Raw genomic sequence first — 22222 nt, 5'->3', positions numbered from 1 at the left:
TGGCGAATCCGAATCGCATGTGTACGACACCCAACCCGGTACTCGCCGGGTACTCGACAAAGGAGTCCGAAAATGAAGACAGTTGCGCGTACAGCCCTCGGTTTCGTCGTCGCGGCGGCAGGTGCCACCGCAGTATCGCTCGCCGCCGCCCCGTCGGCGGGTGCGGCACCGTCGGTGTGTCCGGCCCTGCCCGGTCAGAGCTCCTCCACGACCTCCTGTAGCGCCGAGTCCGGCCCCAACGGTCTCGCACTCGCCATCACCGACAACGGCGGTAAGGCCAGCTCCACCGCGAACAACTTCGCCGGCCCCGCAGCCATCGCCCTGGGCCCCGGTGCCACCGTCACCATGACCGGTGAGCGCGGTGGTCTGGCCATCGGTATCGCCGGACCCGGCGCCGAGGTCGTCGTCGACGGCAAGAACGGCCCGACCTGCAAGGGCGGCCCCGCATTCGCCGGTGACTTCCAGACCTTCAAGGGCTGCATGTCCTGATCCTTCGCGCCTGACGGGTGCGAACGGGGCGACCGGCCTGGAGCCCTAGGGTCGGCCTGCCTCTCTATCCGGTACGGCGTGTCAGCCGAACAGCCCGCGCAGATATGCGGCCTGTCCGATGTGTTGCGCGTCGTCGTCGACGACGCTGACCAACCGGACGCCGAGCGTCACCGGCGGGTCCCAGTTGGTGTCGACGATCCGGTCCAGATCCGAATCGGTCAGCGCCGCAATGTAGTCCACGCTGACGGCGTGCGTGGCGTCGTAATAGTCGCGGAGCAGGCCCGCATCGTCGACGACCACCCGGGCCACCTCATCGGTCGAATGGCCATACCCGGTGTCGGCCGGCGAGAACGGCAGATCGAATCGCTCGGCCCAGCCGGCGCTCACCCACACCTCGTCGGCGCCGGCGACGTCGGCGACCTGCGCATCCTGAACGCGTGTCAGATGCCAGACCAACCAGGCGATCGTGTTGGCACCCGACGCCGGGGCCCGGTTCAAGACCTCGGGTTCCAGGCCGCTGAGCACTGCGTGAACATTCTCGGAGACGCGACCGAGACCGTCGATTAGCACATCTGTGGCACGCATGCGGCAATTTTAGTTCGCCGTGCGCGCAAAGATGGCGGGTCCGCACATCCGTCAGCATCATTCTTCCGGTGTCTGAACAGAACCAGCCTGCCGTGACCCCCGACAACGGCACGCGCTCCACCCGCAAGATCCGCTTCAACGCGTTCGACATGAATTGCGTTGCGCACCAGTCCCCCGGCCTGTGGCGCCATCCGAGCGACCGGTCGTGGAACTACAACACCATCGACTACTGGGTCGATCTCGCCCGCTTGTTGGAGACCGGCGGCTTCGACGGCCTGTTCATCGCCGACGTCCTCGGGACTTACGACGTCCTGTCCGGCACCGACGAGGCTGCGATCCGACAGGGCTCCCAGATCCCCGTCAACGACCCGCTGCTGCTGGTCTCGGCGATGGCACACGCGACCAAGAACCTCGGCTTCGGCGTCACCACCGCAACCGGTTTCGAGCACCCCTACCCGTTCGCGCGCCGCATGTCGACGCTCGACCACCTGACCCGTGGTCGCGTCGGGTGGAACGTCGTGACCGGTTACCTGCCGTCGGGTGCACGCAACATGGGCGACGACGACCAGCTCGCACACGACCGCTACGACCACGCCGACGAGTACCTGACCGTGCTCTACAAGCTCTGGGAGGGTTCGTGGGAACGCGACGCCGTGCGTCGCGACCGTGAGGCGGGCATCTTCGCCGACCCGGCCAAGGTGCACCACATCGGACACGAGGGCAAGCACTTCAAGGTCCCGGGCATCCATCTGTCCGAACCGTCGCCGCAGGGCTCCCCGGTCATCTACCAGGCCGGCGCGTCGCCGCGCGGACGCCGGTTCGCGGCGGAGAACGCCGAGGCCATCTTCGTCGCCGCTCCCACCAAGGCCATCCCGCGCGACGTCGTGAGCAAGATCCGCGAGGAACTCGTCCTCGCCGGTCGAGACCCCTACGACGCCAAGATCTACGCACTGCTCACCATCATCACCGACTCGACGCCCGAGGCCGCGCGCGCGAAAGCCGCCGAGTACCAGTCCTATGCGAGCGAAGAGGGCGCGCTGGTGTTCATGTCCGGTTGGATGGGCATCGCCCCGCGAGCTACAACATCGACGAGCCGATCGGCAACGTGGAGAGCAACGCCATCCAGTCGGCGGTCGCCGCGTTCCAGCAGGCCTCGGAGAGCGGCGAGGAGTGGCGCGTCCGCGACATCGCGGCCTGGGGCGGCATCGGCGGTATGGGCCCCGTCCTGATCGGCTCGGGCGACGAGGTCGCCGAGCAGCTGCAGGACTGGGTGGCCGAGACCGACGTCGACGGCTTCAACGTCGCGTACGCCGTCACCCCGGGTTCCTTCGAGGACATCGTCACCCACGTGATCCCCGCCCTCGAGCGCCGCGGCGTCTACGACCGTGAGTACGTCCCGGGCACATTGCGCCACAAGCTCTTCGGTCGTGGCGACCACCTGCCCGAGAACCACCGCGGTTCGACCTACCGGGTCGGCGGCGTGAACTCGACGGTCGACGACTCGATCCGTGAGCGCAACCACCTCGCCACGAAGTGGAGTTCACCGTCGACTCCGGCGAGATCTTCGCCGTCGTCGGCCCATCCGGCGCGGGCAAGAGCACGCTCGCCCGCTGCCTCAACCTCCTGGAGCGCCCCACGTCGGGCAAGGTCGTCGTCAACGGTGAGGACCTCACCGCCCTCGGCACCTCCGGATTGCGCGACGCGCGGCGTCGGATCGGCACGGTCTTCCAGTCGGCGAGCCTCCTCTCTCGGCGGACCGCCGCCCAGAACGTCGCCCTGCCGCTGGAATACCTGGGTGCGACGAAGGCATCCACGAAGTCACGGGTCGCCGACCTGCTCGACCTGGTCGGCCTGGCCGACAAGGCCGACCTGTACCCCCATCAGCTCTCGGGCGGGCAGCGTCAGCGTGTGGGCATCGCACGTGCTCTGGCGCTGAAGCCGTCGGTGCTGCTGTCGGACGAGGCCACCTCCGGACTCGACCCGGCCGCCACCGACACCTTCCTCCGGCTGCTGACCGAGGTTCGGGACGAGTTGGGCCTCGCGGTCGTCTTCATCACGCATGAGATGGACACCATCGTGCGGGTCGCCGACACCGTCGGCCGACTCGATCACGGCCGGATCGTCGAACACGGACGCCTCGAAGAGCTCGTGTTGGACCCGGATTCCGTTCTCGGACGGGCACTTCGGCCTCGTGGTCCCAGTGCGTCCGCGTCCGGCGACCAGACCGCGGTCAACGTCGTCTACAACTCGACGACCGTGCCGGCCGACTGGCTCACCCGTATCGGCGGAAGCCTGGGCATCCCGATCTCGGTCCTCGGAGCCAACGTCCAGACCATCGACGGCACCGCCTTCGGCGATCTCACCGTCTCAATCCCGACCGGCCATACCTCCGCATTCGTCGGTGCGGCGAGCGAGCTCGGACTCGCCGCGCGCGTCGGGGAGACACCCGCACCGGACACCGATCCCGTCGGCGGTCTCGAGAACCAGGCCGACAGCGTCGCGCTCGAGAAGAAGAAGGCGGGGGTGGCAGCATGAGCACGATCAACCTGGCCGCCATCACCGTGCCGCTCGACGAGATTCCCGATCTGCTGTGGCCGGCGTTCATCGACACGGTCCTCATGGTCAGCATCGTGATGGTCGTCGTCCTCGTCGTCGGCGTCCCGCTCGGTGCGCTGGTCCACAATCTCGCTCCCGGTGGACTTTTCGAGAACCGGGCGCTGCCCACGCCGCTGTCGTGGCTCATCAGCATCGGCCGCTCGTTGCCGTTCCTGGTCCTGATGACGGCGATCATCCCGTTCACCCGCCTCGTCACCGGCACCAACATCGGCATCGCCGCGGCGGTGGTCCCCATGTCGATCGCCGGTATCGCCTTCTTCACCCGCATCGTGGAGAACTCGCTGCGGTCGGTGCCTGCGTCGACCATCGACGTCGCCCGGGCCTCGGGCGGTTCGAACGCCCAGATCATCTGGAAGGCACAGGTTCCCGAGGCACTGCCGAGCATCGTGGGCGGCCTGACCATCAACACCATCGCGATGATCGAGTACTCGACCATCGCCGGCACGATCGGCGCCGGCGGCCTCGGCTACGTGGCGGTCACCTACGGCTACCAGCGCTTCGACCAGGGCGTCATGGTCGCCACGATCATCGTGCTGGTGATCACCGTGGCGCTCATTCAGCTGGCCGGCGACGCACTCGCCCGCAGCCTCAATCCGGCGACCTCCAAGCGCGTCAACCACTGACCCCAGGCCTTTCCGGGTCACCGCACGTACACCCCTCGCATCACCCCTCACCACACACTTGAAAGGTCCAACCATGTCTCAAGACACCGGCTCCGCCACCGGCGTGTCGGGCACATCGTCCGAAACACCGCCTCCCGCAGGCAATTCCGACATCGAGATCTCCCAGCGGCGGCGCTGGCCGCTGATCGCCGGCGCCCTGGTCGTCGTCGCCGTGCTGGCCGGTGTGCTCGGGTGGCGCTTCCTCGGATCGGATGAGGCCTCCCCAACGAGATCCCCGGCGCGACGCTGACCGTGGTCACCGCCGCTCGCTCTACTCCGATCCCGCGAACGAGGCCCAGGGGCTCTGGCTGCTGGAGCGCGCCGGCCTGATCACCCTCAAGCCCGGCATCGACAAGTGGAAGGCGACCCAGAAGGACATCGCCACCAATCCGCGCAACCTGCAGTTCGTGCTGCTCGACTTCGCTGCCCAGTCACGGTCGCTGGCCGACCTCGACGCCACCGTCGGCTACACCGAGTACTACCTGGCCGCGAACATCCCGATCGAGAAGCAGATCTACGCTCCCCCGGCCCCCGACGAGTTCGCCGGACAGCTCACCATCGGCACCGAGTGGGAGAACACCGACAACATCAAGAACCTCGTCGCCGCGTTCCAAGATCCCGCGGTGCAGGAGTTCCTGGCCACCGATCCGCAGGTGAAGAACATCCTCCTGCCGCTGTAGGCCACGATCTGTGACGCGTTTCCCCACAGGTACGCCGGGCGCCCGGGTCGCATACCGCGATCCGGGCGCTTGCGCATAGGCTCACCGGCGTGGAGCGCAAACATCACGGTCACCCGCATTCGCTGACCGACATCTCCCACATGCTGTCCCCGTTCGCCCGGTGGCTGGTCATCGGGACGCTGGCCGTCACCGCGGTGGCCGTGACCATCGGCATGATCGTCCTGTGGCCGTCGGATTCCGAGCATCCGGTGCCCACCCAGTTCCGGTCGGCCGACGGCGGGTCGATCCAGACGGTCAACGGCGAGGTCGTCGATCAGTTCCGCGCCAACTGCCTGAACCCGGCGGCGGGCTCGGTCCTCGAGACCGCCGACATCCCCATCAACCCGGTCGCCGGCGGTCCCTGCATCCTCAATGCGGTGCGCTTCGACTCCGGTGAGGTCGAGGGCCGGTACACAGTGCTGGAGATCCCGACGAAGGGTGCGCAGTCCGGCGCCGAACCGGGACGGGACGGCGCGCCCGTACCGGGATCGGTCGACGAGCCCCAGGCCGGACAGCCGACACTGCACGTCGGTGACGCGATCCGCCTCTCCACGGTGCCCGGCCCAGAGGGCAACCGGTACACCTTCTTCGACTTCCAGCGCGGCACCGCCACGATCATCTGGGCGATCCTGTTCATCGCGGCCATCGTGCTGGTCGCGGCGTGGCGCGGTTTCCGATCGATCATCGGCCTCGCTTTCGCCTTCATCGTCCTCGGCGGGTTCACCCTGCCGGCCATCCTCGACGGCTCGTCTCCGGTCGCGGTGGCAGTGGTGTCGTCGGCGGTGATCCTGTTCGTCGTGCTCTATCTCGCGCACGGCGTCAGCCTCCGCACGAGTTCGGCCCTACTCGGCACGCTGGTCTCGCTGCTGATGGCCGGTCTGCTGAGCTGGCTGGCGATCGAGACGATGAACCTGACCGGCCTGTCGGGCGACCAGACCACCAACCTGCAGGTCTATCAGGGCAACATCTCGGTCAGCGGCCTCCTGCTGGCCGGGTTCATCATCGGAACCCTCGGTGTCCTCAACGACGTCACCATCACGCAGGCGTCCGCGGCCTTCGAGTTGGCCGCCGCCGGTGAGCCGACCCGACTCGCGACGTTCAGGGCCGCGATGCGCGTCGGCCGCGATCACATCGCGAGCACCGTCTACACACTGGTGTTCGCCTACGCCGGCAGCGCCCTGCCGCTGATGCTGCTCTTCTCGGTGGCCCAGCAGCCGCTCGGCGGGCTGCTCACCACCGACGTGGTGGCCGTCGAGCTGGCCCGGTCCTTCGTCGGCGGCATCGCGATCGCCCTGTCGGTTCCGCTGACCACCGCGATCGCCGCAGCCCTCTGCCGGCCCGCGGGCGCACCGTCATCCGCGCCTGCGCATGCGGCGAGCTGAGCTCCGACCGCTCAGCAGCGTCCCTTGGGCAGCTCGGCCAGGTTCTTGCCGAGCCAGTTGCCCAGTCGGGTGAGCATCTTGGTGCCGTCGGTGAACGATCCGCTGCGCGGGATCGCCGCCATCGACACCGCGACCTGACCGTCGACCGTGCTGATGACGCCGAGCTGACGCACCAGATGAGCGCCGGACTTCGACGTGGCCGGTCCCCAGCCGCCCTTCACCGCGGTCACCGCCCCCTTGTTCCGTCCGACCTTGGCAATGCCCCATTGCTGGTTCGGGGCGACGTCACTCATCAGGCGGATGATGTTCTCGCTGCCGGGGAGACACGGCAGGTGCGCACCGAACAGTGCCTGATCGCGCAGGGCCCACGAGGTGTATCCCGGGAACGACGCCGGGGTGTCGACCTCCGACGAGACGTGCGTCCGGGTGTCGTGTCCTTCGCGCAGCACCGCGGTCACGGCATCCACGGAGGCATGACCACCACCGAGCACACCCCACAGCTCACCCGCGGCGTCGTTGTCGGAGAAGGTGATCGCCTTGTCCTCCATCATCGCGACGGCCGGCCCGCGCTTGCGTTGGGCCGCCAGCGAGACCGGCACCTTCAACGTCGACCACGCCCGCCCCGTCTTGAGTGATCCCAGCGAGATGACCTGGTCGCCGCCGACCGGCGCGATCGCGACGCCGAGCTGCCCGGGGAGCGACTTCTTCATCGACTTCTGGAGTGCGGCGTAGCTCTTGGCCAGCTTCTTCTCGACCGGTACCGGCGGGGTGAACCAGGACGCGAACGGCTCGGGCAGCGGCGGCAGCGCCGGGAGTGGGACAGCGTTCGCACTCCCCGCGCCGACGACGACGGACATCAACAGGGCAGCGACGACCAGCGCACACCGAGTCACAACTTTCACAATATTCTCCTGAGTCACTCTAGACACATGAGAATACGAGCCCCGTGGGTCGGGTGACCAGCTTGTATACCCAATCGGGACCTTGTTGCGACCGACGCCACGCCTGCGTCGTCGTGCAATCCGGCCTCCGGCGGCGCACTGGTGTCACCCGGCCGATCGCATACGGACACCGTCGGAGCCGGTGACTACCCTGGTCACCATGCCATCGCTGACCAAGGGCCAGAACGGCCCGCTGTCGACCTCCCAGATCGTCGTCACCGTCGACCTCGCGACCGCCGCGGACGTCTCGGCCCTGCTGGTGACCGACCGTGGCGTCGTACGCAGTGACGACGACTTCGTGTTCTACAACCAGCCGACCGGCCCCGGGGTCTCGCTGCAACCAGCGCCCAACGGACCGGCGCGACTGCACATCTCGACCAACCAGATCCCGGCGGACATCGACGCGGTCCGGGCCGTGATCACCCTCGACGACACGACGTCCACATTCGGCAGGTTCGCACCCCCGGTCGCCCGAGTCACCGACGCCGGCGGCCGCGAACTCTTCGACTTCACCGTCACCGGCCTCACCACCGAGTCCGTCGTCATCGCGTTGGAGGTGTACCGACGCAACCAGGACTGGAAGGTGCGGGCAGTCGGGCAGGGTTATGCCGGCGGGTTCGCCGACCTGGTGCGCGACCACGGCGTCAGCGTCGACGAGGAGCCCACGCCGGCACCGGCACCGGCCCAGACCGCACCGGCTTACTCGAAGCCATCGACCCCGACGCCACCGGCTGCGCCGGCCGCCCCGACGCCGCCCCCTCCCCCGGCACGCCCCTCGGAGATCAACCTCAGCAAGGACCGGCCGGTCAGCCTGACCAAGGGCCAGAAGGTGACTTTGCGCAAGGAGGGTGGCGTCCAGCTCACCAACATCCAGATGGGACTCGGATGGGACCCGGTGCGCGGCGGTCTCCGCGGGGGTTCGATCGACCTCGACGCCTCGGTGCTGATGTTCTCCGGCGGCAAGTGCGTCGAGACGGTCTACTACGGCCACCTCAACAGCAAAGACCGATCGATCCTGCATTCCGGTGACAACCTCACCGGGGCCGGCGACGGCGACGACGAGGTCATTCGCGTTGCACTGCAGTCGGTTCCGCCGCACATCGACGCATTGATGTTCATCGTCACGTCCTACCGCGGGCACACCTTCGAGAAGATCGACAACGCGTACTGCCGACTCGTCGACGAGACCACATCCGCCGAACTCGCCCGGTACACGCTCAAGGGCGGCATGCCGTTCACCGCGATCGCGATGGCGGTCATCAGCCGGGACGGCGCCGAGTGGAAGCTCCGCGCCATCGGTGACGGCTTCAACGCCAAGACACCGAAGAAGGCGCTGCCCCACGTGGGGCAATACCTGTAGGCGTCAGATCACGCCGTGCAACGGCGGATCCTCCCCGCGGAGAAGCCAGCGACCGATGTGCTGGTACTTCCACCGGACGGGGTCGTGCAGCGTGTGCGTCCGCGCATCGCGCCAGAACCGATCGAGCCTCGTTCCGGCTGCGGCACTGCGGGTTCCGCTGACCTCGAACAGTGCCGACGCCACCGGCGTCGCGACCCGGTCGGCCACGGCCTTGGCACGCGCCACCGCGATCGATGCCTCCGCGACGAGTTCACGACTCGGCGCCCCGGCCGAAGCCTCGATCGCCTCGTCGACCTTGCGACCGGCGGCGACGAGCATCGCCTCGGCGGTCGCGACATCGACCTCGAGTTCACCGAAACGCTGGACCACCAGCGGATCGTCGACGGCGCGGTCGACGCCGGCCTCGAACCACGGACGGGCCTTGGTTCGCACGAACTCGACGGCCTCGGTCAGCGCGCCGCGGGCGATCCCGGCGTCGATGGCCACGTGCAGCAGCCGCGCATACGCCCCGTAGGCGGTCGGCGCGGCAGTCGCCGACGCACGGGCCACGAGATCGGCGGCCATGACCTCGACACCCGAGAGCCGTACGGTTCCCGAGCCGGTGGTCCGCTGCCCCACGGCATCCCAGTCGTCGACGATCTCCACGCCCGGCGAGTCCGCGGGGATGAACGCCACGTACTCGCCCGGCGCGAGGTCGACGGCCGGCGCATCGAGCTTCGCCAGGACGGCGAGCGTGTGCGCGAACAGCGAACCCGTGCAGTAGAACTTCTCACCGTCGAGGACGAACCGGGCTGCGTCGCCGTCGGCCGGGGTCAGCCGCGTCGAGATGTCCGCAATGGTCTTCCCGCCGCGCTCCGACTGGGCGTTGGCCACCCGGCCACCGGCGAGAACGTCGGTGAAGATGCGCTCCTGCAAGGCCTCTCCCACGGAGAGGCGCACCAGGTTTAGATAGACGAAGTGGCTGTGCGGGATCTGCGCGATGCTCGGATCGGCGGCGGCGAGGATCGAGATGACCTCGGCCAGCACGCTCGGCGCCGCGTCGAGGCCGCCGAACCGTGCGGGCACGGTCAGCGCGAGAAGACCCGATTCCGACAGGCGATCGATCTCGGCGAACGGCAGCCGGCGGTCGCGATCACGCTCGACGGCACCTGCGGCGAACGACACGGCCAGTTCCCTTGCCACGGAGAGGGCTTCGGCGGTCGATCCGATCCGGCTCGCCAAATCGGGTCGGGCCTGACCGACAGTGGTCACGAAACCGCGACCGGGGTCTGCGATGCCTCGATCTCACGCACGAGCGGGAGCACCTTCTCGCCGAAGTACTCGATCTCCTCCTGGAAGTGGAGGAAGCCACCGAGGATCAGGTCGACGCCGAGGCGCTTGTAGGCCACGATGCGCTCGGCGATCTGCTCCGGGGTACCGATCAGCTGCGTCTTGAAGCCGTCGTTGTACTGCACGAGATCCTCGAATTTCGAGTCCGCCCACATGCCCTTCTTGTCGCCGGTCGAGTTGCCTGCCTGCTGCACGGCATCGCGGAAGCCTTCCACCGCAGGACGATTCGCCTTCTCGACGATCTCGCGCAGGGTGTCGCGGGCTTCCTTCTCGGTGTCGCGCGCGATGATGAAGCCGTTCAGACCGAACTTCACCGAGCGGTTGTGTGCCTGGGCGACGGCGCGCAGGTCGTCGATCTGCTCGGTGACGCCGTCGAAGTCCTTGCCGTTGGAGAAGTACCAGTCGGCGAAGCGGCCGCCGTTGTTGCGGGCCGCGGTCGAGTTGCCGCCCTGGAAGAGCTCCGGGTTCGGACGCTCGGGGGTGTTGAGCGGCTTCGGTTTCAGGGTGAAGTCGTGGATTCGGTAGAAGTCGCCGCGGTAGTCGACGTTGTCCTCGGTCCAGATCTTGCGGATGACCTCGAGGAACTCGCCGCTGCGGCGGTAGCGCTCGTCGTGCTCGAGCCACGGCTCACCGAGGTGGGTGAACTCGTCCTTGAACCAGCCGCTTACCACGTTGATGGCGAAACGACCCTTGGACAGGTGGTCGGCGGTGGCGCCGAGCTTGGCGAGGACCGCCGGGTGCCACAGTCCGGGGTGAACGGCGGCGATGACCTTCAGCCGCTGCGTGGCGAGGAGCAGCGCGAGGCTGAAACTCGTCGACTCGTGCTGGTTCTCGGCGCCATAACTGGCCTCGTAACGGACCTGTGAGAGGGCGTATTCGAAGCCGTTGTCCTCGGCGGTCTGGGCGAGCTTGATGTTGTAGTCGTAGCCCCAGTCGGTGCGCTGTTCGATGGTGCTGGTGACCAGGCCGCCGCTGACGTTCGGCACCCAGTAGGCGAACTTGATCTGGTCCGCGATGGATTCGGTGGACATGGTGTTACCTCCGGAGGTGATTTCTCAGGTGGAGCGTGGGTCGATCAGGACGATGCGGCCTGCAGGCGCGGCAGGAACGCGGTGCGGACCTCTTCGCTCGGGCGGGCGTCGGCCGCGTCGAGCAAGCCGCGTCGGGCGAGCGCCGGCCGGACGCCTTCACCGAAGTGGTAGGCCTCCTCGAGATGCGGGTAGCCGGACAGGATGAAGTGGTCGAGACCGAGTGCGGCGTACTCACCGATGAGTTCGGCGACCTCGTCGTAGGAACCGACGAGCGCGGTGCCGGCACCGCCGCGCACCAGGCCGACGCCCGACCAGACGCCCGGATGGATCTCCAGCGAACGCGGGTCGGGCGAACCCTCGAAAGCGGCTCCGCGGCCATGCAATTCGGACATACGACGCTGCCCCTCGGACTCCGACTGGGCGAGGTTCCGCTGCGCTGCGGCGACCTGTTCGGGATCGAGGTTGCCGAGGAGGCGTTCGGCCTCGGCCCAGGCCTGCTCGGAGGTCTCGCGGGCGATGACGTGGAAGCGGATGCCGTGATCGAGGGTGCGGCCCTGGGCTGCGGCGAGTCCGTTGATCCAGGCGATCTTCTGGGCGACGGCCTCGGGACGCTCACCCCAGGTGAGGTAGGTGTCGGCGTACTTGGCGGCCACATCACCGGCAGCAGGCGACGATCCACCGAAGAAGACCGGCGGGGCCGGGGTGGGGCGACGGCCGAGCAGGGCGTTCTCCACGCGCAGGTGCTTACCGACGAAGTCGACGGGCTCGTCCTGGGTCCACAGCCGACGGATGATCTCCAGGTATTCGCCGCAGCGCTCGTAGCGCGCGTTCTTGGCCAGGAAATCGCCGAAGGCACGCTGCTCGCTCGACTCACCGCCGGTGACGACGTTGATCAGCAGACGACCCTCGGAATGCCACTGGAAGGTCGCCGACATCTGCGCGGCGAGCAGCGGCGAGATGAGGCCGGGACGGAAGGCGATCAGGAACTTGAGGCTCTCGGTCGAATCGATCAGAGCCGCGGTAGTCAGCCACGCGTCCTCACACCACAGTCCGGCCGGGGTCAGGACGGCTTCGAAGCCGTTCACCTCGGCCGCACCGGCGAGCTGCTTGAGGTAACGAAGGTCGGCCGGCCGGTCCCCGTTCATCTGGCTGCCGTGCCCGCCCGCGATCAGGTTGCGGGAGTCACCGTAGGTGGGCAGGAACCAGTGGAAATGCAGAGACACCGCGAAGGCACCTTTCGTCGTAGAGCATCGGGGGTGGAGCGGCAGGCATGATCGGCAGTGCAGGTCGAAACCCGTGCTGCGACACACATGTCGGCCCCAAGTGTCTGGCACCGGCGAGACACGAGGCCACCATTGAAATCTCCGTGACGCCAAGTGGACATTGGTCCGCCCGGTTCGGTAGAGGCACCGTTTCCACAGGTCGGCATCACGACGGGGAGTCGGCAGGCGGCGTCGTATCGCACGCGCCGCCCATGGATCCGGCGAGCAGATCCCGATCACGCCAGACCCCGTCGCACTCTTCGGAGGGGCCCGGTCGGGACCCGTTCAGCGGGTCGAGCTCACTCGGACGGTCGCCACTGGCCCATTCCGAGGAAGACCATCACCAGTTGGCGTTCGGTGCGCTCGACGATCTCCTGCTCGGCACCGCGTCCGCGGTACTCGCCGTCGAGGAGATCGGCCACGGCGGTCAGCATGATCGTGACGATGAGCTCGGCCGCGATCTCGAGGTCTTCGGGCTGCCACGGGGCGAGGTCCGGGATCCGGGCGAGGTCGATCGTCAGCTCCTTGGAGAAGAGCCGGAGTTCGGTGTCGATGGCACGCCGGATCTCCGCGATGCCGCCGTGCTGTTCGCGGATGAGGAATCTGAACTGCGACTCGTTCTCGCGGACGTGACGCAAGAGGATGTCGAGGGAGTTCTTCGCGGTCGGCATCGCCTGACGCGCGGCGAGATCACGCCGACCCTCGCGGAGTGCGCGTCGCAGGACACGCATCGAGTCCTCGACGACGGTGACGCCGAGATCCTCCATCGAGGCGAAGTGTCGATAGAAGGCCGTGGGGACGATGCCCGCGCCGCGGGCCACCTCGCGCAGGCTGATGCTGCCGAAGCTGCGCTCGCCGACGAGGGACCTCGTGGTGTCGAGGAGCGCCTGCCGCGTCTGGTTCTTCTTGTCCGCACGCGTCTGCGCATCGCGCTGGTTCGAACTCCGCGTGCGTGTCACAGACCCGAGTGTATTCGCCACGACCTCCGGTCCCGGCCACGACCTCCTCGAAGACAGTGACAGCCGTCACACAGATCCACGCTTGACGACCCAGGGCGCCGTCATGTCACACTCGTTTGTGTACACCTGTACACCGAAATCATGTGAACGGAGCCCTTCCATGAGCATCCGCACCTCCCACAACCCGACCCCGCGCACCTCCGCCGGCAGCCCCGGCCGCTGGAATCGCCTGGTCGGCTCGATCGTCGAGGCGGCACTGTCCCCGCATCCGGTCGACCGTTATCTCGAACTGCTCGACCCGATGCTCACCTGGCGCGACCTGCGCGGCGAGATCGTCCGGGTCGAGCACCCGACGCCCCGCACGGTGCGTCTCACCATTCGTCCGACACGACAGTGGCGCGGACACCAGGCAGGACAATACGTGCAGCTCAGCGTCGTCATCGACGGCGTACGGCACACCCGTTGTTTCTCGCCGGCCAACGCCGCCGCCGGCTCGGACGGCGCCATCGAGCTGACCATCACCGCCAACGACGACGGCCTCGTCTCCAAGTACCTTGCCGCCGAGGCCCGGACCGGCGACGTCGTCGGACTGTCCCAGGCCGACGGCGACTTCGCACTACCGGAGACCGACCCGACGTCGGCCGTCTTCATCAGCGGGGGCAGCGGAGTTACACCTGTGCTCTCAATGATGAGGACGCTCGTGGCCCGAGGCTACGCAGGACCGATCACGTTCGTGCACTACGCACGCACGGCGTCGGAGGTGGCGTACCGGGACGAGCTCGCCGCCCTGGCGGCCGGGCATCCCAACCTCGACCTCCGGATGCACCACACCCGCGAGGCCCACGACGGCCACTTCACCGCCGCGCACCTCGACAACATCCCCGGCCTGGCCGACGCCGACGTCTTCGTCTGCGGACCGCAGGCCTTGATGGATGCCGTCGCCGAGGCACATACCGAGCTCGGCATCTCGCAGCCATTGCACAGCGAGGCGTTCACCCTGGCCGCACCGACGGTCGTCGACCCCGATTCGGTCGAGGGCGAACTGACGTTCTCACGGTCGGGGGCAACGGCGACCAACGACGGTCGTCCGATCCTCGACCAGGCCGAGGCCGCCGGACTCACCCCGGAATCCGGCTGCCGCATGGGGATCTGCTTCTCCTGCACCGCCGTGAAGAAGTCGGGCTGCACCCGCAACGTCCTGACCGGCGAGACCGACACCGAGTCCGACACCCAGATCCAGCTGTGCATCAACGCCCCGGTCGGTTCCGTCGACATCGAGATCTGACGGTCGGCCACCACACGCCGACCTCCACCCAATCCACTCTCCTAACTAGCAGGAGGCACACCATGACCATCGACATCGCCAAGGACACCCGTCCCGCGCCCACCGAGAACCTGCCGGCCGTAGTCGAGGCCGAGAAGATCAACACCGGAAACACCGACCCCAACACCGTCGTCCTGTCCTATGAACAGGTCGAGGCGCTGGGGCGTGACCTGGACGAGCTGCGCTCCCGGATCGTCGCCGACCTCGGCCAGAAGGATCGCGACTACCTGTACGCGGTCATCCGCGCCCAGCGCGGCTTCGAGATCGGCGGCCGCGCGCTCATGTACCTCGGGTTCTTCCCGCCGGCCTGGATCGCCGCCGTGGGGGCGCTCTCCGTGTCGAAGATCCTCGACAACATGGAGATCGGCCACAACGTGATGCACGGCCAGTACGACTGGATGCGCGAGGACACCTACAATTCGCGCGAATTCGAGTGGGACACCGTGTGTCCGGCTGACCAGTGGAAGCACAGCCACAACTACCTGCACCACACATTCACCAACATCGTCGGCGAGGACCGCGACATCGGTTACGGCATCCTGCGGATGGCGCGCGACCAGAAGTGGAATCCCTACTACCTGGGCAACCTCGGCTATGCGACCGCCCTCATGCTCCTCTTCGAGTGGGGTGTCATGCTCCACGATCTGGAGGCGGAGAACGTGATCCAGGGCAAGCGCAAGTGGAGTGACATCAAGGGCCTGGTGAAAGGTATGTGGCGCAAGGCCGGTCGACAGGTCCTCAAGGACTACGTCGTCTTCCCGGCGCTGACCGGTCCGCTGTTCGTGCCGACCCTGATCGGCAACGCAACCGCGAACCTGGTGCGCAACGTATGGACGTACTCGATCATCTTCTGCGGCCACTTCCCCACCGGTGCACAGACTTTCACCCCTGAGGAATGCCAGAACGAGACCCGGGGCCAGTGGTACCTGCGCCAGATGCTGGGTTCGGCCAACATCACCGGCAGTCCGCTGTTCCACATCATGAGCGGCAACCTGTCCCATCAGATCGAGCACCATCTGTTCCCGGACATCCCTGCCGGCCGCTACCCGGAGATGTCGGCCGAGGTGCGCGAGATCTGTGATCGCTACGGCCTCCCGTACAACACCGGCTCACTCAGTCACCAGCTGGCGTCGACCTGGAAGAAGATCGCGAAGTTGTCGCTGCCGAACTGGATGACCCGCGACGACGACGACCTCACCGTCATCGTCGAGCGTGAGAAGCCCGCGTCGGTCGCCTGATCAGCTCCTCTCCGCACCGTTTCGCCGGCTGGTCCCGGGGGTATCCTCGGGACCAGCCGCGTCGGACGGGCGTGCGCACACTCTCATGTGGGGGCAACACCCTTCAGGAACCCAGGGGGTCTAGATGGTCGACAGCATCGAACGGAACAAGGATCTGATGCAGGAGCTGATCGAGTCCACGGCAACACACGTGGGTCGCATCGCCACGATCATCACCGGTGCCGTCGCCGGGGTGACCCGCGAGATCGGCGAGATCGTCACCGACGGGTTCGAGATGCGGGAGGCCGCCCGCAAGGCGAAGGCCGACGAGCTCGCCCGCGACCCGGAGTGGGGAATCATCGACGCCGAGTTCGCCTATGCGGAGTCGATCAACGACGTCGACCTGTCCGAACCGTTCTCCGAATCCGAGCAGGCGCGAGAAGTGACTGGAGTCGACATGGACGAGATCCCCGATCGCATCGACGTCGGTGAGCAGGCCGGCATCGACCAGGAGGGAGAGGTCTCCCGAGAGGCCGAACTCCCCAGCGACGGCGGCGTGACCGACCAGGACGAGCCCGACGTCGACGACCCGCGGGAGATCGCCGCGGAGGAGCCCCGGATCGCACCCGACATCGATCACTTGTGAGACCGCGCTCACCCTCTTGAGATCTGGGTGGATACAACCTTTGCCAAACGGCGGACTCACCCGTAGCTTGGTCCTGGTTTTCCTAGTTCATGGAGGTTCTGTCGATGTCGGTGCGTGAGGTTCTCACCTTTCCCAACCCCGTGAACGACTATGCGGCCCGCACGACTGCCGGCCTGGTCGTCGCCTTGGCCGTCATCGCGGTCGCGGTCAACAACCCGATCCTCTACGGCGTGCTGGCCCTCGGTTTCGCGCTGCGCGTGGCGTCGGGCCCGACGCTATCCCCGTTCGGACAGCTGTCGGTGAAGTTCATCGTCCCGAAGATCGTCCGCAAGGAGAAGCTCGTCCCGGGTCCGCCGAAGCGTTTCGCCCAGACCATCGGCCTGGTCGTCAGCGGCACGGCGTTCGTGCTCAGCCTCTTCGGTTTCGGTCTGGCCGCACAGATCGCCACCGGCATCCTGATTTTCGCTGCGACTCTCGAGGCCGTGTTCGGATTCTGCCTCGGCTGCACCATCTTCGGATTCCTGCAGCGTGCAGGCATCATCCCCGAGTCGGTGTGCGAGGCCTGCAACAACATCTCGCTGCGCAATCCCGCGGCCGTCTAGCGCCGACAAACCCTCCCTTTTTCCGTAGACCCACCCACCCGCGCGGGGGTGGGTCTACGGAAAAAGGGAGGGTTTGCCTTGCTCCCTGAGGAGCCCGGAGCTTGCGGAGGGCGTCTCGAAGGGTCAGTCGGACTTCACCGCGCGGTCGGGCACGGTCATCGCCATCATCATGATCTCGGTCTCGCTGTAGTCCCGGCCGGGGTGTTCGGCCGCGAGGTGGGCCTGGACCTTGGGGACGAAGTCGTCTTCGAGGGCGGTGATGGACTCGCCACAGGGGCAACGCAGGTTGTATGCCATGCGTCACATCCTATCGGGGCCGGACGGTCAGTCCAGGATTCCCAATGCGATCCCGTCCAGGATGTCGTGCTCGCTGACGACGAGTTCGGTGATGCCCGCACGCTCGGCCAGCACCCTCGCCAGTTCCAGCGTGACCAGCGATCCCCCGCCGATGACGTCGACGCGACCGGGGTGCATCGGCCCCAGGGCGGCGCGGTCGGCGCGCGTCATGTGGACGAGGTCCCAGCACACGCGGTCCAGGTCGGCCAGCGAGATGCGGGAGAGGTGGATCTTCTCCGAGTCGTACTCGGTCAGCCCGGCGCCGAGCGCGGCGAGCGTCGTCATCGTCCCGGCGACGCCGACCCACGTCCGTGCAGGTTCGACGGGCACCCGCGAGAAGGCCTCGGCCAGCCGCTCGGCGGCGAACGCCCGGGCGGCGGCGATCTCCTCGGCGGTCGGCGGATCCGACGGCAGGGTGCGTTCGGTCAGGCGCACGCACCCGATGTCCGCCGAGTACGCCGCGTGGACACCGTCGGTGTCGCCGAGCACCACCTCGGTCGAGCCGCCCCCGAGGTCGGTGACCACGAAAGGTCCGGTGGCAGGGTCCAATTCACCGACAGCCCCGCGGAAGGACAGCCGCGCTTCCTCGTCCCCGGAGATGACCTCGGCGATGGCGCCGTCGGAGACACAGCCCAGCAGGTCGGCGGTCATCGCGAAGAACTCGTCGCGGTTCGACGCATCACGCGTCGCCGATGTCGCGACCATCCGAACCTTCACGACGCCGAGCGATTCCATCGTCTTGACGTAGTCGGCGAGCGCGATGCGGGTGCGTTCAATCGACTCCGGTGCGAACTGACCCGTGGCGTCGACGCCGTAACCCAGTCGTACGACGCGCATCTCGCGATGCAGGTCGACGAGGCGACCGTCGTCGCCGGCCCGGGCGACGAGGAGACGGATCGAATTGGTACCGCAGTCGACGGCGCCGACGACCGTCACGCGTCGTCTCCGGTGGCCTCCGTGGGCGGAAGCGTGTCGGGCCAGTCGGTCGGGATCGCGGTGCCCCGCAAGCCGTTTGCAGCGGCGAGAGCCACCGCCTCGTCGCCGAACGGGTTGAGACCCGGCCCCTTGGCGAGCGAATGCGCGATCAGCACGTGCAGGCACTTCACCCGGTCGGGCATCCCGCCGCCGGTGAAGTCGGTACCCAGCGACTCGATGGCGTCGCGTTCGGCGAGGTAGTCCTCGTGCGCACGACGATAGGCAGCCGCGAGCTCCGGATCGGACGACAACCGGGCGGTCATCCCTCGCATCACGCCCGCCGATTCCTGACGGCTGGCCTCGGCGGTGAGCCGCGGATCGGTCAAGTAGTACAGCGTCGGGAACGGCGTGCCGTCGGGCAGCCGCGGCGCGGTCTTGACGACGGCCGGCTGCCCGTCAGGTGTGCGGTAACTGATCTCGATGACGCCCCGCGGTTCGCGCCCCAGCTGGGCTGCGACGGTGGCGAGGTCTTCTTCTGACACGCTCACGGTCTCTGACCTCACTGCGCGGCGGGCGGAGTCGACAGGGTGTCCCAGAGGTTGCCGTACCAGGGTGCGCGGGCGCGCTCCTCGGCACGTTCGGCGGCCTCGCGGCGGGCCTGGTCGGCGGGGAACAACATCACGAGCGGGATCTCTCCTGGCTTGACGAACTGCAGACGCGTCCGCGCCTGGGCCTCGATGTAGGCGGGGTCGTTCTGCTCGTTGACCTTCTGCTGGTAGTCGGCGACCTCGCGCCGCAGCTGTTCGTTCGACGCGGTCAGTTGACGGAACTCCGACCGCTGAGTGAAGTAGGTCCGCAGCGGCATCGCCAGCGTCAGGGCGACGACGCAGACCACGACGACCGTGATGACGAGTGTCGCCACGGTCGCCGGGGTCATCTCGAAACGACGCAGACGAGCACTCAAACCGGACCGCATCCGGCTGCGGGACGCGTTCGGCCGGGGACGACGAACCGGTTCGGCCGGCGGGGCGGCTGTGTCGGCCGCGGTCCTCTGGGCTTCGTCGGCGGTGTCCTTGGTGGCGTCGGTGATCAGCTCCTGCTCACCGGTCTCGACGACCGAGGCCGGTGCGACAGGTCGGGCCGGACGTCCGGACCGATCGTGCCGTCGCGTGCGACGGGCGTCGCGTACGCGCGGATCGGCCTTCCGATCACGCGCACGCTGACGCCCGTCACCGCGGTGACGTCGCTCCGAACCCATGAAGACAGCTAATCACGAACCAAACGAGAAACGCGGGAAGGCGAGGTCGCCCGCGTAGCGTGCCGCATCGCCGAGACCCTCTTCGATGCGCAGCAGCTGGTTGTACTTGGCGACACGCTCGGAACGAGCGGGCGCGCCGGTCTTGATCTGGCCACAGCTGCAGGCGACGGCGAGGTCGGCGATGGTGGTGTCCTCGGTCTCACCGGACCGGTGGCTCATCATCGACTTGTAGCCGTTGTTGTGCGCGAGGGCGACGGCATCGAGGGTCTCGGTCAGCGTGCCGATCTGGTTGACCTTGACCAGCAGGGCGTTGGCGATGCCCTTGGAGATGCCCTCTTCGAGGCGCTCGGGGTTGGTGACGAACAGGTCGTCGCCGACGAGCTGCACCTTGTCACCGATCGACTCGGTCAGCTTGGCCCAACCGGTCCAGTCGTCCTCGGACAGACCGTCCTCGATCGAGACGATCGGGTAGTCGGCGATGAGCTTCTCGTAGAACGACACCATGTCGTCGGCGCCGAGCTCCTTGCCCTCGAGCTTGTAGGCGCCGTTGGAGTAGAACTCGGTCGACGCGGCGTCGAGCGCGATGACGACGTCACGGCCGAAGTTGTAGCCGGCCTTGCCGACGGCCTCGCCGATCACGGCGATCGCAGCCTCGGTGTTCGGCAGGTCGGGGGCGAAGCCGCCCTCGTCGCCGAGCGCGGTGTTCAGGCCCTGCTTGTGCAGCACCGACTTGAGCGCGTGGTAGACCTCGGCGCCGCAGCGGAGGGCTTCCTTGAAGGTGGGAGCGCCGACCGGGGCGATCATGAACTCCTGGAAGTCGATGCCGTTGTCCGCGTGCTCACCGCCGTTGATGATGTTCATCATCGGGACCGGCAGGATGTGGGCGTTGGGGCCGCCGATGTAGCGGAACAGCGGCAGACCGGCCGACTCGGCCGCGCCCTTGGCCACCGCGAGCGACACACCGAGCAGCGCGTTGGCGCCGATGCGGCTCTTGTCGGGGGTGCCGTCGCAGTCCAGGAGTGCCTGGTCGACGAGACGCTGTTCCTCGGCCTCGATGCCGATCACCGCGGGTGCCAGCTCGCCGAGGACACCCTCGACGGCCTTGGTGACCCCCTTGCCCAGGTACCGCTCGCCGCCGTCACGGAGCTCGACGGCCTCATGTTCGCCGGTGGAAGCGCCCGACGGAACGGCGGCGCGGGTGAAGGTGCCGTCGTCCAGGACGACCTCGACCTCGACCGTCGGGTTTCCCCGCGAATCGAGAATCTCGCGCGCACCTACCTGCTCGATGATTGCCACGGCTGAACCCCAATCTCGGTGGACGTGCCGGCTGTGATGCCGGTCGGTAGGTCAAAGAGTAGTGGCTGCACCCACGGTCCACGAGACAAGGTCTCGTGCCACGGCCGGAACCGTCCGGCTCCCGGGTCAGAAACGGACGTTGATCGAGTAGGCGTTGGCGTGATCGCGCACGTCGAGGACGTAGGCCATCGAATTGTTGTACCTGCGGACCGCCTTCTCCCAGCCCTCGGCGACGGTCATGTCGTTGCCCGAGGAGACGCACAGGTAGCGGGCGGCGGACAGCGCCGCGTCGTCGATGTTGTCCGGGTCGGGGACGCCGTCGCCGCTGGCGTCCACGCCGTAGCGCTTCCACGTCTCCGGAATGAACTGGAACGGTCCCATGGCGCGGTCGTGGGTGGAGTCGCCGTCGAGGCTGCCGCCGTCGGTGTCGCGGATCTCCATGTTGCCCTTGGTGCCGTCGAGCTGAACCCCGCGGATCGGCGGGCTGACGTCGCCGTTGGCGGCGACACTGGAACCCCGATAGTGCCCGTGCTTGCTCTCGACGCCGGCGATGCCGGCCAGCGTCGTCCACGCGATGCCGCATTCGGGGTGCTGCTGCCGCTGGATCTCCGCGGCGTTGCCGTATGCCTGCAGGGACACGACGGGGATGCCGGTCGACTCGGAGATGGGGTCGGCCCACTCGCGCATCTTGTCGGCGGTGCGGCCCGGTGCGTTGATGTCGATGTAGGGCTGCGGCACGCCCGCGCCGGGCGGGATGCCCTCGGGGATGTCGGGCCTGTTCAGCGACGGGAGGTCGATGCATGCGGAGAGCAGCACCGTCGAGGCGACCGCCACACAGCCCGCCACCAGCCCGTTCCTCCACGAGCGACGGTTCCGCCCCCGGCCCAACACACGCATTCCCCGTTCACTCCTGTCTCAGGTCTGTCGAATAGATCTGGGGCGAGCCGATGCCCGCCCGAGCGACCACGATCGCACATGCCGCGGCGTGCTCGCCTCGGCAACACACAGCGACCCGGTCACAGGGGACAACTGCCGGCGGTCGCCTTCGGTTCCCGATGGTCGGTCGGGACTTCGACGCGGCGTCGCCCACCGTGCGGAATCCGATGCTCGACGCCGATCCCGACATACCGGTCACGGCACCGGCGGAGGTCTGGAAATCACAGTGCGTCGAATCCCGCTGATCAGGCCCCCTCTGGCAGGGATCCGGCCCACCGGTGGGGCGATGTGCCCTATGCGACACACCCTCTCCGGTCTAACGTTCCTATGGCTAGCCTCACCACACACGTCGCCGCT

21 protein-coding genes and 3 pseudogenes are annotated in these 22222 nt (G+C 67.6%); 12 read left to right on the top strand and 12 right to left on the bottom strand.

What is annotated here, in order from left to right:
- Positions 1-72: 72 nt before the first annotated feature.
- The gene (locus GKZ92_RS07495) at positions 73-489 is read left to right on the top strand and encodes a DUF6764 family protein (RefSeq protein WP_035750453.1); all 417 of its coding nucleotides are present in this window, start codon (positions 73-75) and stop codon (positions 487-489) included.
- A gap of 81 nt (positions 490-570) precedes the next feature.
- On the opposite strand, the gene GKZ92_RS07490 is transcribed toward GKZ92_RS07495, so the two are convergent.
- Positions 571-1074, bottom strand: coding sequence for a mycothiol transferase (locus tag GKZ92_RS07490; protein ID WP_035750450.1), 504 nt, complete (start codon positions 1072-1074; stop codon positions 571-573).
- Between the two features lie 149 nt (positions 1075-1223).
- Between GKZ92_RS07490 and GKZ92_RS07485 the strand changes: the two are divergent.
- The 5 genes and pseudogenes from GKZ92_RS07485 to GKZ92_RS07465 all read left to right on the top strand — a co-directional run.
- Positions 1224-2677, top strand: a pseudogene (locus GKZ92_RS07485) (LLM class flavin-dependent oxidoreductase); the annotation flags it as partial.
- A pseudogene (locus GKZ92_RS07480) lies at positions 2605-3609 on the top strand (methionine ABC transporter ATP-binding protein); the annotation flags it as partial. The pseudogenes GKZ92_RS07485 and GKZ92_RS07480, both read left to right, overlap by 73 nt.
- Complete coding sequence (locus GKZ92_RS07475; protein ID WP_042375949.1) at positions 3606-4313, top strand: methionine ABC transporter permease; 708 nt, start codon at positions 3606-3608, stop codon at positions 4311-4313. The pseudogene GKZ92_RS07480 and the gene GKZ92_RS07475, both read left to right, overlap by 4 nt.
- 73 nt (positions 4314-4386) lie before the next feature.
- Positions 4387-5032: pseudogene (locus GKZ92_RS07470) on the top strand (MetQ/NlpA family ABC transporter substrate-binding protein).
- Positions 5033-5121: 89 nt separating this feature from the next.
- The gene (locus GKZ92_RS07465; RefSeq protein ID WP_035750444.1) at positions 5122-6453 is read left to right on the top strand and encodes a YibE/F family protein; all 1332 of its coding nucleotides are present in this window, start codon (positions 5122-5124) and stop codon (positions 6451-6453) included.
- A gap of 11 nt (positions 6454-6464) precedes the next feature.
- On the opposite strand, the gene GKZ92_RS07460 is transcribed toward GKZ92_RS07465, so the two are convergent.
- Positions 6465-7310 (bottom strand): serine hydrolase, encoded by an 846-nt coding sequence (locus tag GKZ92_RS07460; RefSeq protein ID WP_139319433.1) that lies wholly within the window; start codon positions 7308-7310, stop codon positions 6465-6467.
- A 244-nt stretch (positions 7311-7554) separates the two neighbouring features.
- On the opposite strand from GKZ92_RS07460, the gene GKZ92_RS07455 reads away from it, so the two are divergent.
- Complete coding sequence (locus GKZ92_RS07455; protein WP_035750885.1) at positions 7555-8754, top strand: TerD family protein; 1200 nt, start codon at positions 7555-7557, stop codon at positions 8752-8754.
- Between the two features lie 3 nt (positions 8755-8757).
- Here GKZ92_RS07455 and GKZ92_RS07450 read toward each other — a convergent pair whose 3' ends face one another.
- The 4 genes from GKZ92_RS07450 to GKZ92_RS07435 form a co-directional block, all read right to left on the bottom strand.
- Positions 8758-10005 carry an SfnB family sulfur acquisition oxidoreductase gene (locus GKZ92_RS07450; protein ID WP_035750441.1) on the bottom strand — a complete coding sequence of 416 codons (1248 nt, stop codon included), beginning with the start codon at positions 10003-10005 and terminating at the stop codon, positions 8758-8760.
- A complete protein-coding gene (gene sfnG / locus GKZ92_RS07445; RefSeq protein ID WP_035750440.1) occupies positions 10002-11114 on the bottom strand; it encodes a dimethylsulfone monooxygenase SfnG in 1113 nt (370 codons plus the stop codon). The genes GKZ92_RS07450 and sfnG overlap by 4 nt, the downstream gene beginning before the upstream one ends.
- Positions 11115-11158: 44 nt before the next feature.
- A complete protein-coding gene (locus GKZ92_RS07440; protein WP_035750437.1) occupies positions 11159-12337 on the bottom strand; it encodes an LLM class flavin-dependent oxidoreductase in 1179 nt (392 codons plus the stop codon).
- A 338-nt stretch (positions 12338-12675) separates the two neighbouring features.
- On the bottom strand, positions 12676-13335 hold the full coding sequence (locus tag GKZ92_RS07435; protein ID WP_035750435.1) for a TetR family transcriptional regulator: 660 nt from the start codon (positions 13333-13335) through the stop codon (positions 12676-12678).
- Positions 13336-13495: 160 nt separating this feature from the next.
- Between GKZ92_RS07435 and GKZ92_RS07430 the strand changes: the two genes are divergently transcribed.
- The 4 genes from GKZ92_RS07430 (at position 13496) to GKZ92_RS07415 (ending at position 17124) form a co-directional block, all read left to right on the top strand.
- Positions 13496-14620, top strand: a complete 1125-nt coding sequence (locus GKZ92_RS07430; protein WP_042375946.1) for a ferredoxin reductase — start codon at positions 13496-13498, stop codon at positions 14618-14620.
- 62 nt (positions 14621-14682) lie between these two features.
- Positions 14683-15897, top strand: a complete 1215-nt coding sequence (locus GKZ92_RS07425; protein WP_035750430.1) for a fatty acid desaturase family protein — start codon at positions 14683-14685, stop codon at positions 15895-15897.
- A gap of 124 nt (positions 15898-16021) precedes the next feature.
- Positions 16022-16522 (top strand): hypothetical protein, encoded by a 501-nt coding sequence (locus GKZ92_RS07420; protein ID WP_035750429.1) that lies wholly within the window; start codon positions 16022-16024, stop codon positions 16520-16522.
- A gap of 104 nt (positions 16523-16626) precedes the next feature.
- Entirely contained in the window at positions 16627-17124 is a 498-nt protein-coding gene (locus GKZ92_RS07415) for a DUF4395 domain-containing protein (protein WP_035750883.1), read from the top strand.
- Positions 17125-17247: 123 nt separating this feature from the next.
- On the opposite strand, the gene GKZ92_RS23550 is transcribed toward GKZ92_RS07415, so the two are convergent.
- From GKZ92_RS23550 to GKZ92_RS07390, 6 genes are all read right to left on the bottom strand, one after another.
- The gene (locus GKZ92_RS23550) at positions 17248-17421 is read right to left on the bottom strand and encodes a hypothetical protein (RefSeq protein WP_006867454.1); all 174 of its coding nucleotides are present in this window, start codon (positions 17419-17421) and stop codon (positions 17248-17250) included.
- A 27-nt stretch (positions 17422-17448) separates the two neighbouring features.
- The gene (locus tag GKZ92_RS07410; RefSeq protein ID WP_035750427.1) at positions 17449-18396 is read right to left on the bottom strand and encodes a Ppx/GppA phosphatase family protein; all 948 of its coding nucleotides are present in this window, start codon (positions 18394-18396) and stop codon (positions 17449-17451) included.
- Positions 18393-18923 carry a DUF501 domain-containing protein gene (locus GKZ92_RS07405; protein WP_035750424.1) on the bottom strand — a complete coding sequence of 177 codons (531 nt, stop codon included), beginning with the start codon at positions 18921-18923 and terminating at the stop codon, positions 18393-18395. The genes GKZ92_RS07410 and GKZ92_RS07405 overlap by 4 nt, the downstream gene beginning before the upstream one ends.
- A gap of 11 nt (positions 18924-18934) precedes the next feature.
- The gene (locus GKZ92_RS07400) at positions 18935-19633 is read right to left on the bottom strand and encodes a septum formation initiator family protein (protein ID WP_035750422.1); all 699 of its coding nucleotides are present in this window, start codon (positions 19631-19633) and stop codon (positions 18935-18937) included.
- A 12-nt stretch (positions 19634-19645) separates the two neighbouring features.
- A complete protein-coding gene (eno, locus tag GKZ92_RS07395; protein ID WP_035750420.1) occupies positions 19646-20929 on the bottom strand; it encodes a phosphopyruvate hydratase in 1284 nt (427 codons plus the stop codon).
- 126 nt (positions 20930-21055) lie between these two features.
- Positions 21056-21826, bottom strand: a complete 771-nt coding sequence (locus GKZ92_RS07390) for a lytic transglycosylase domain-containing protein (protein WP_035750419.1) — start codon at positions 21824-21826, stop codon at positions 21056-21058.
- Between the two features lie 158 nt (positions 21827-21984).
- On the opposite strand from GKZ92_RS07390, the gene GKZ92_RS23865 reads away from it, so the two are divergent.
- Positions 21985-22110 carry a hypothetical protein gene (locus GKZ92_RS23865; protein ID WP_268902891.1) on the top strand — a complete coding sequence of 42 codons (126 nt, stop codon included), beginning with the start codon at positions 21985-21987 and terminating at the stop codon, positions 22108-22110.
- Positions 22111-22222: the final 112 nt, after the last annotated feature.

Origin of the sequence: Gordonia sp. 135, from assembly GCF_009720185.1 — a bacterium.
Classification (GTDB): domain Bacteria; phylum Actinomycetota; class Actinomycetes; order Mycobacteriales; family Mycobacteriaceae; genus Gordonia; species Gordonia alkanivorans.
The sequence above is the reverse complement of the archived record's forward strand: the minus strand, read 5'-3'. Positions and strand labels throughout refer to the sequence as shown.

What these genes read in the sequence shown, in the direction of transcription:
- GKZ92_RS07425 (WP_035750430.1), top strand. Translation starts at nt 14,683, where the DNA reads ATGACCATCGACATCGCCAAGGACACCCGTCCCGCGCCCACCGAGAAC.
- GKZ92_RS07460 (WP_139319433.1), bottom strand. Translation starts at nt 7,310, where the DNA reads ATGTCCGTCGTCGTCGGCGCGGGGAGTGCGAACGCTGTCCCACTCCCG.
- GKZ92_RS07475 (WP_042375949.1), top strand. Translation starts at nt 3,606, where the DNA reads ATGAGCACGATCAACCTGGCCGCCATCACCGTGCCGCTCGACGAGATT.
- GKZ92_RS07455 (WP_035750885.1), top strand. Translation starts at nt 7,555, where the DNA reads ATGCCATCGCTGACCAAGGGCCAGAACGGCCCGCTGTCGACCTCCCAG.
- GKZ92_RS07390 (WP_035750419.1), bottom strand. Translation starts at nt 21,826, where the DNA reads ATGCGTGTGTTGGGCCGGGGGCGGAACCGTCGCTCGTGGAGGAACGGG.
- GKZ92_RS07490 (WP_035750450.1), bottom strand. Translation starts at nt 1,074, where the DNA reads ATGCGTGCCACAGATGTGCTAATCGACGGTCTCGGTCGCGTCTCCGAG.
- GKZ92_RS07415 (WP_035750883.1), top strand. Translation starts at nt 16,627, where the DNA reads ATGTCGGTGCGTGAGGTTCTCACCTTTCCCAACCCCGTGAACGACTAT.
- GKZ92_RS07420 (WP_035750429.1), top strand. Translation starts at nt 16,022, where the DNA reads ATGGTCGACAGCATCGAACGGAACAAGGATCTGATGCAGGAGCTGATC.
- sfnG (WP_035750440.1), bottom strand. Translation starts at nt 11,114, where the DNA reads ATGTCCACCGAATCCATCGCGGACCAGATCAAGTTCGCCTACTGGGTG.
- GKZ92_RS07495 (WP_035750453.1), top strand. Translation starts at nt 73, where the DNA reads ATGAAGACAGTTGCGCGTACAGCCCTCGGTTTCGTCGTCGCGGCGGCA.
- GKZ92_RS23550 (WP_006867454.1), bottom strand. Translation starts at nt 17,421, where the DNA reads ATGGCATACAACCTGCGTTGCCCCTGTGGCGAGTCCATCACCGCCCTC.
- GKZ92_RS07400 (WP_035750422.1), bottom strand. Translation starts at nt 19,633, where the DNA reads ATGGGTTCGGAGCGACGTCACCGCGGTGACGGGCGTCAGCGTGCGCGT.
- GKZ92_RS07430 (WP_042375946.1), top strand. Translation starts at nt 13,496, where the DNA reads ATGAGCATCCGCACCTCCCACAACCCGACCCCGCGCACCTCCGCCGGC.
- GKZ92_RS23865 (WP_268902891.1), top strand. Translation starts at nt 21,985, where the DNA reads ATGGTCGGTCGGGACTTCGACGCGGCGTCGCCCACCGTGCGGAATCCG.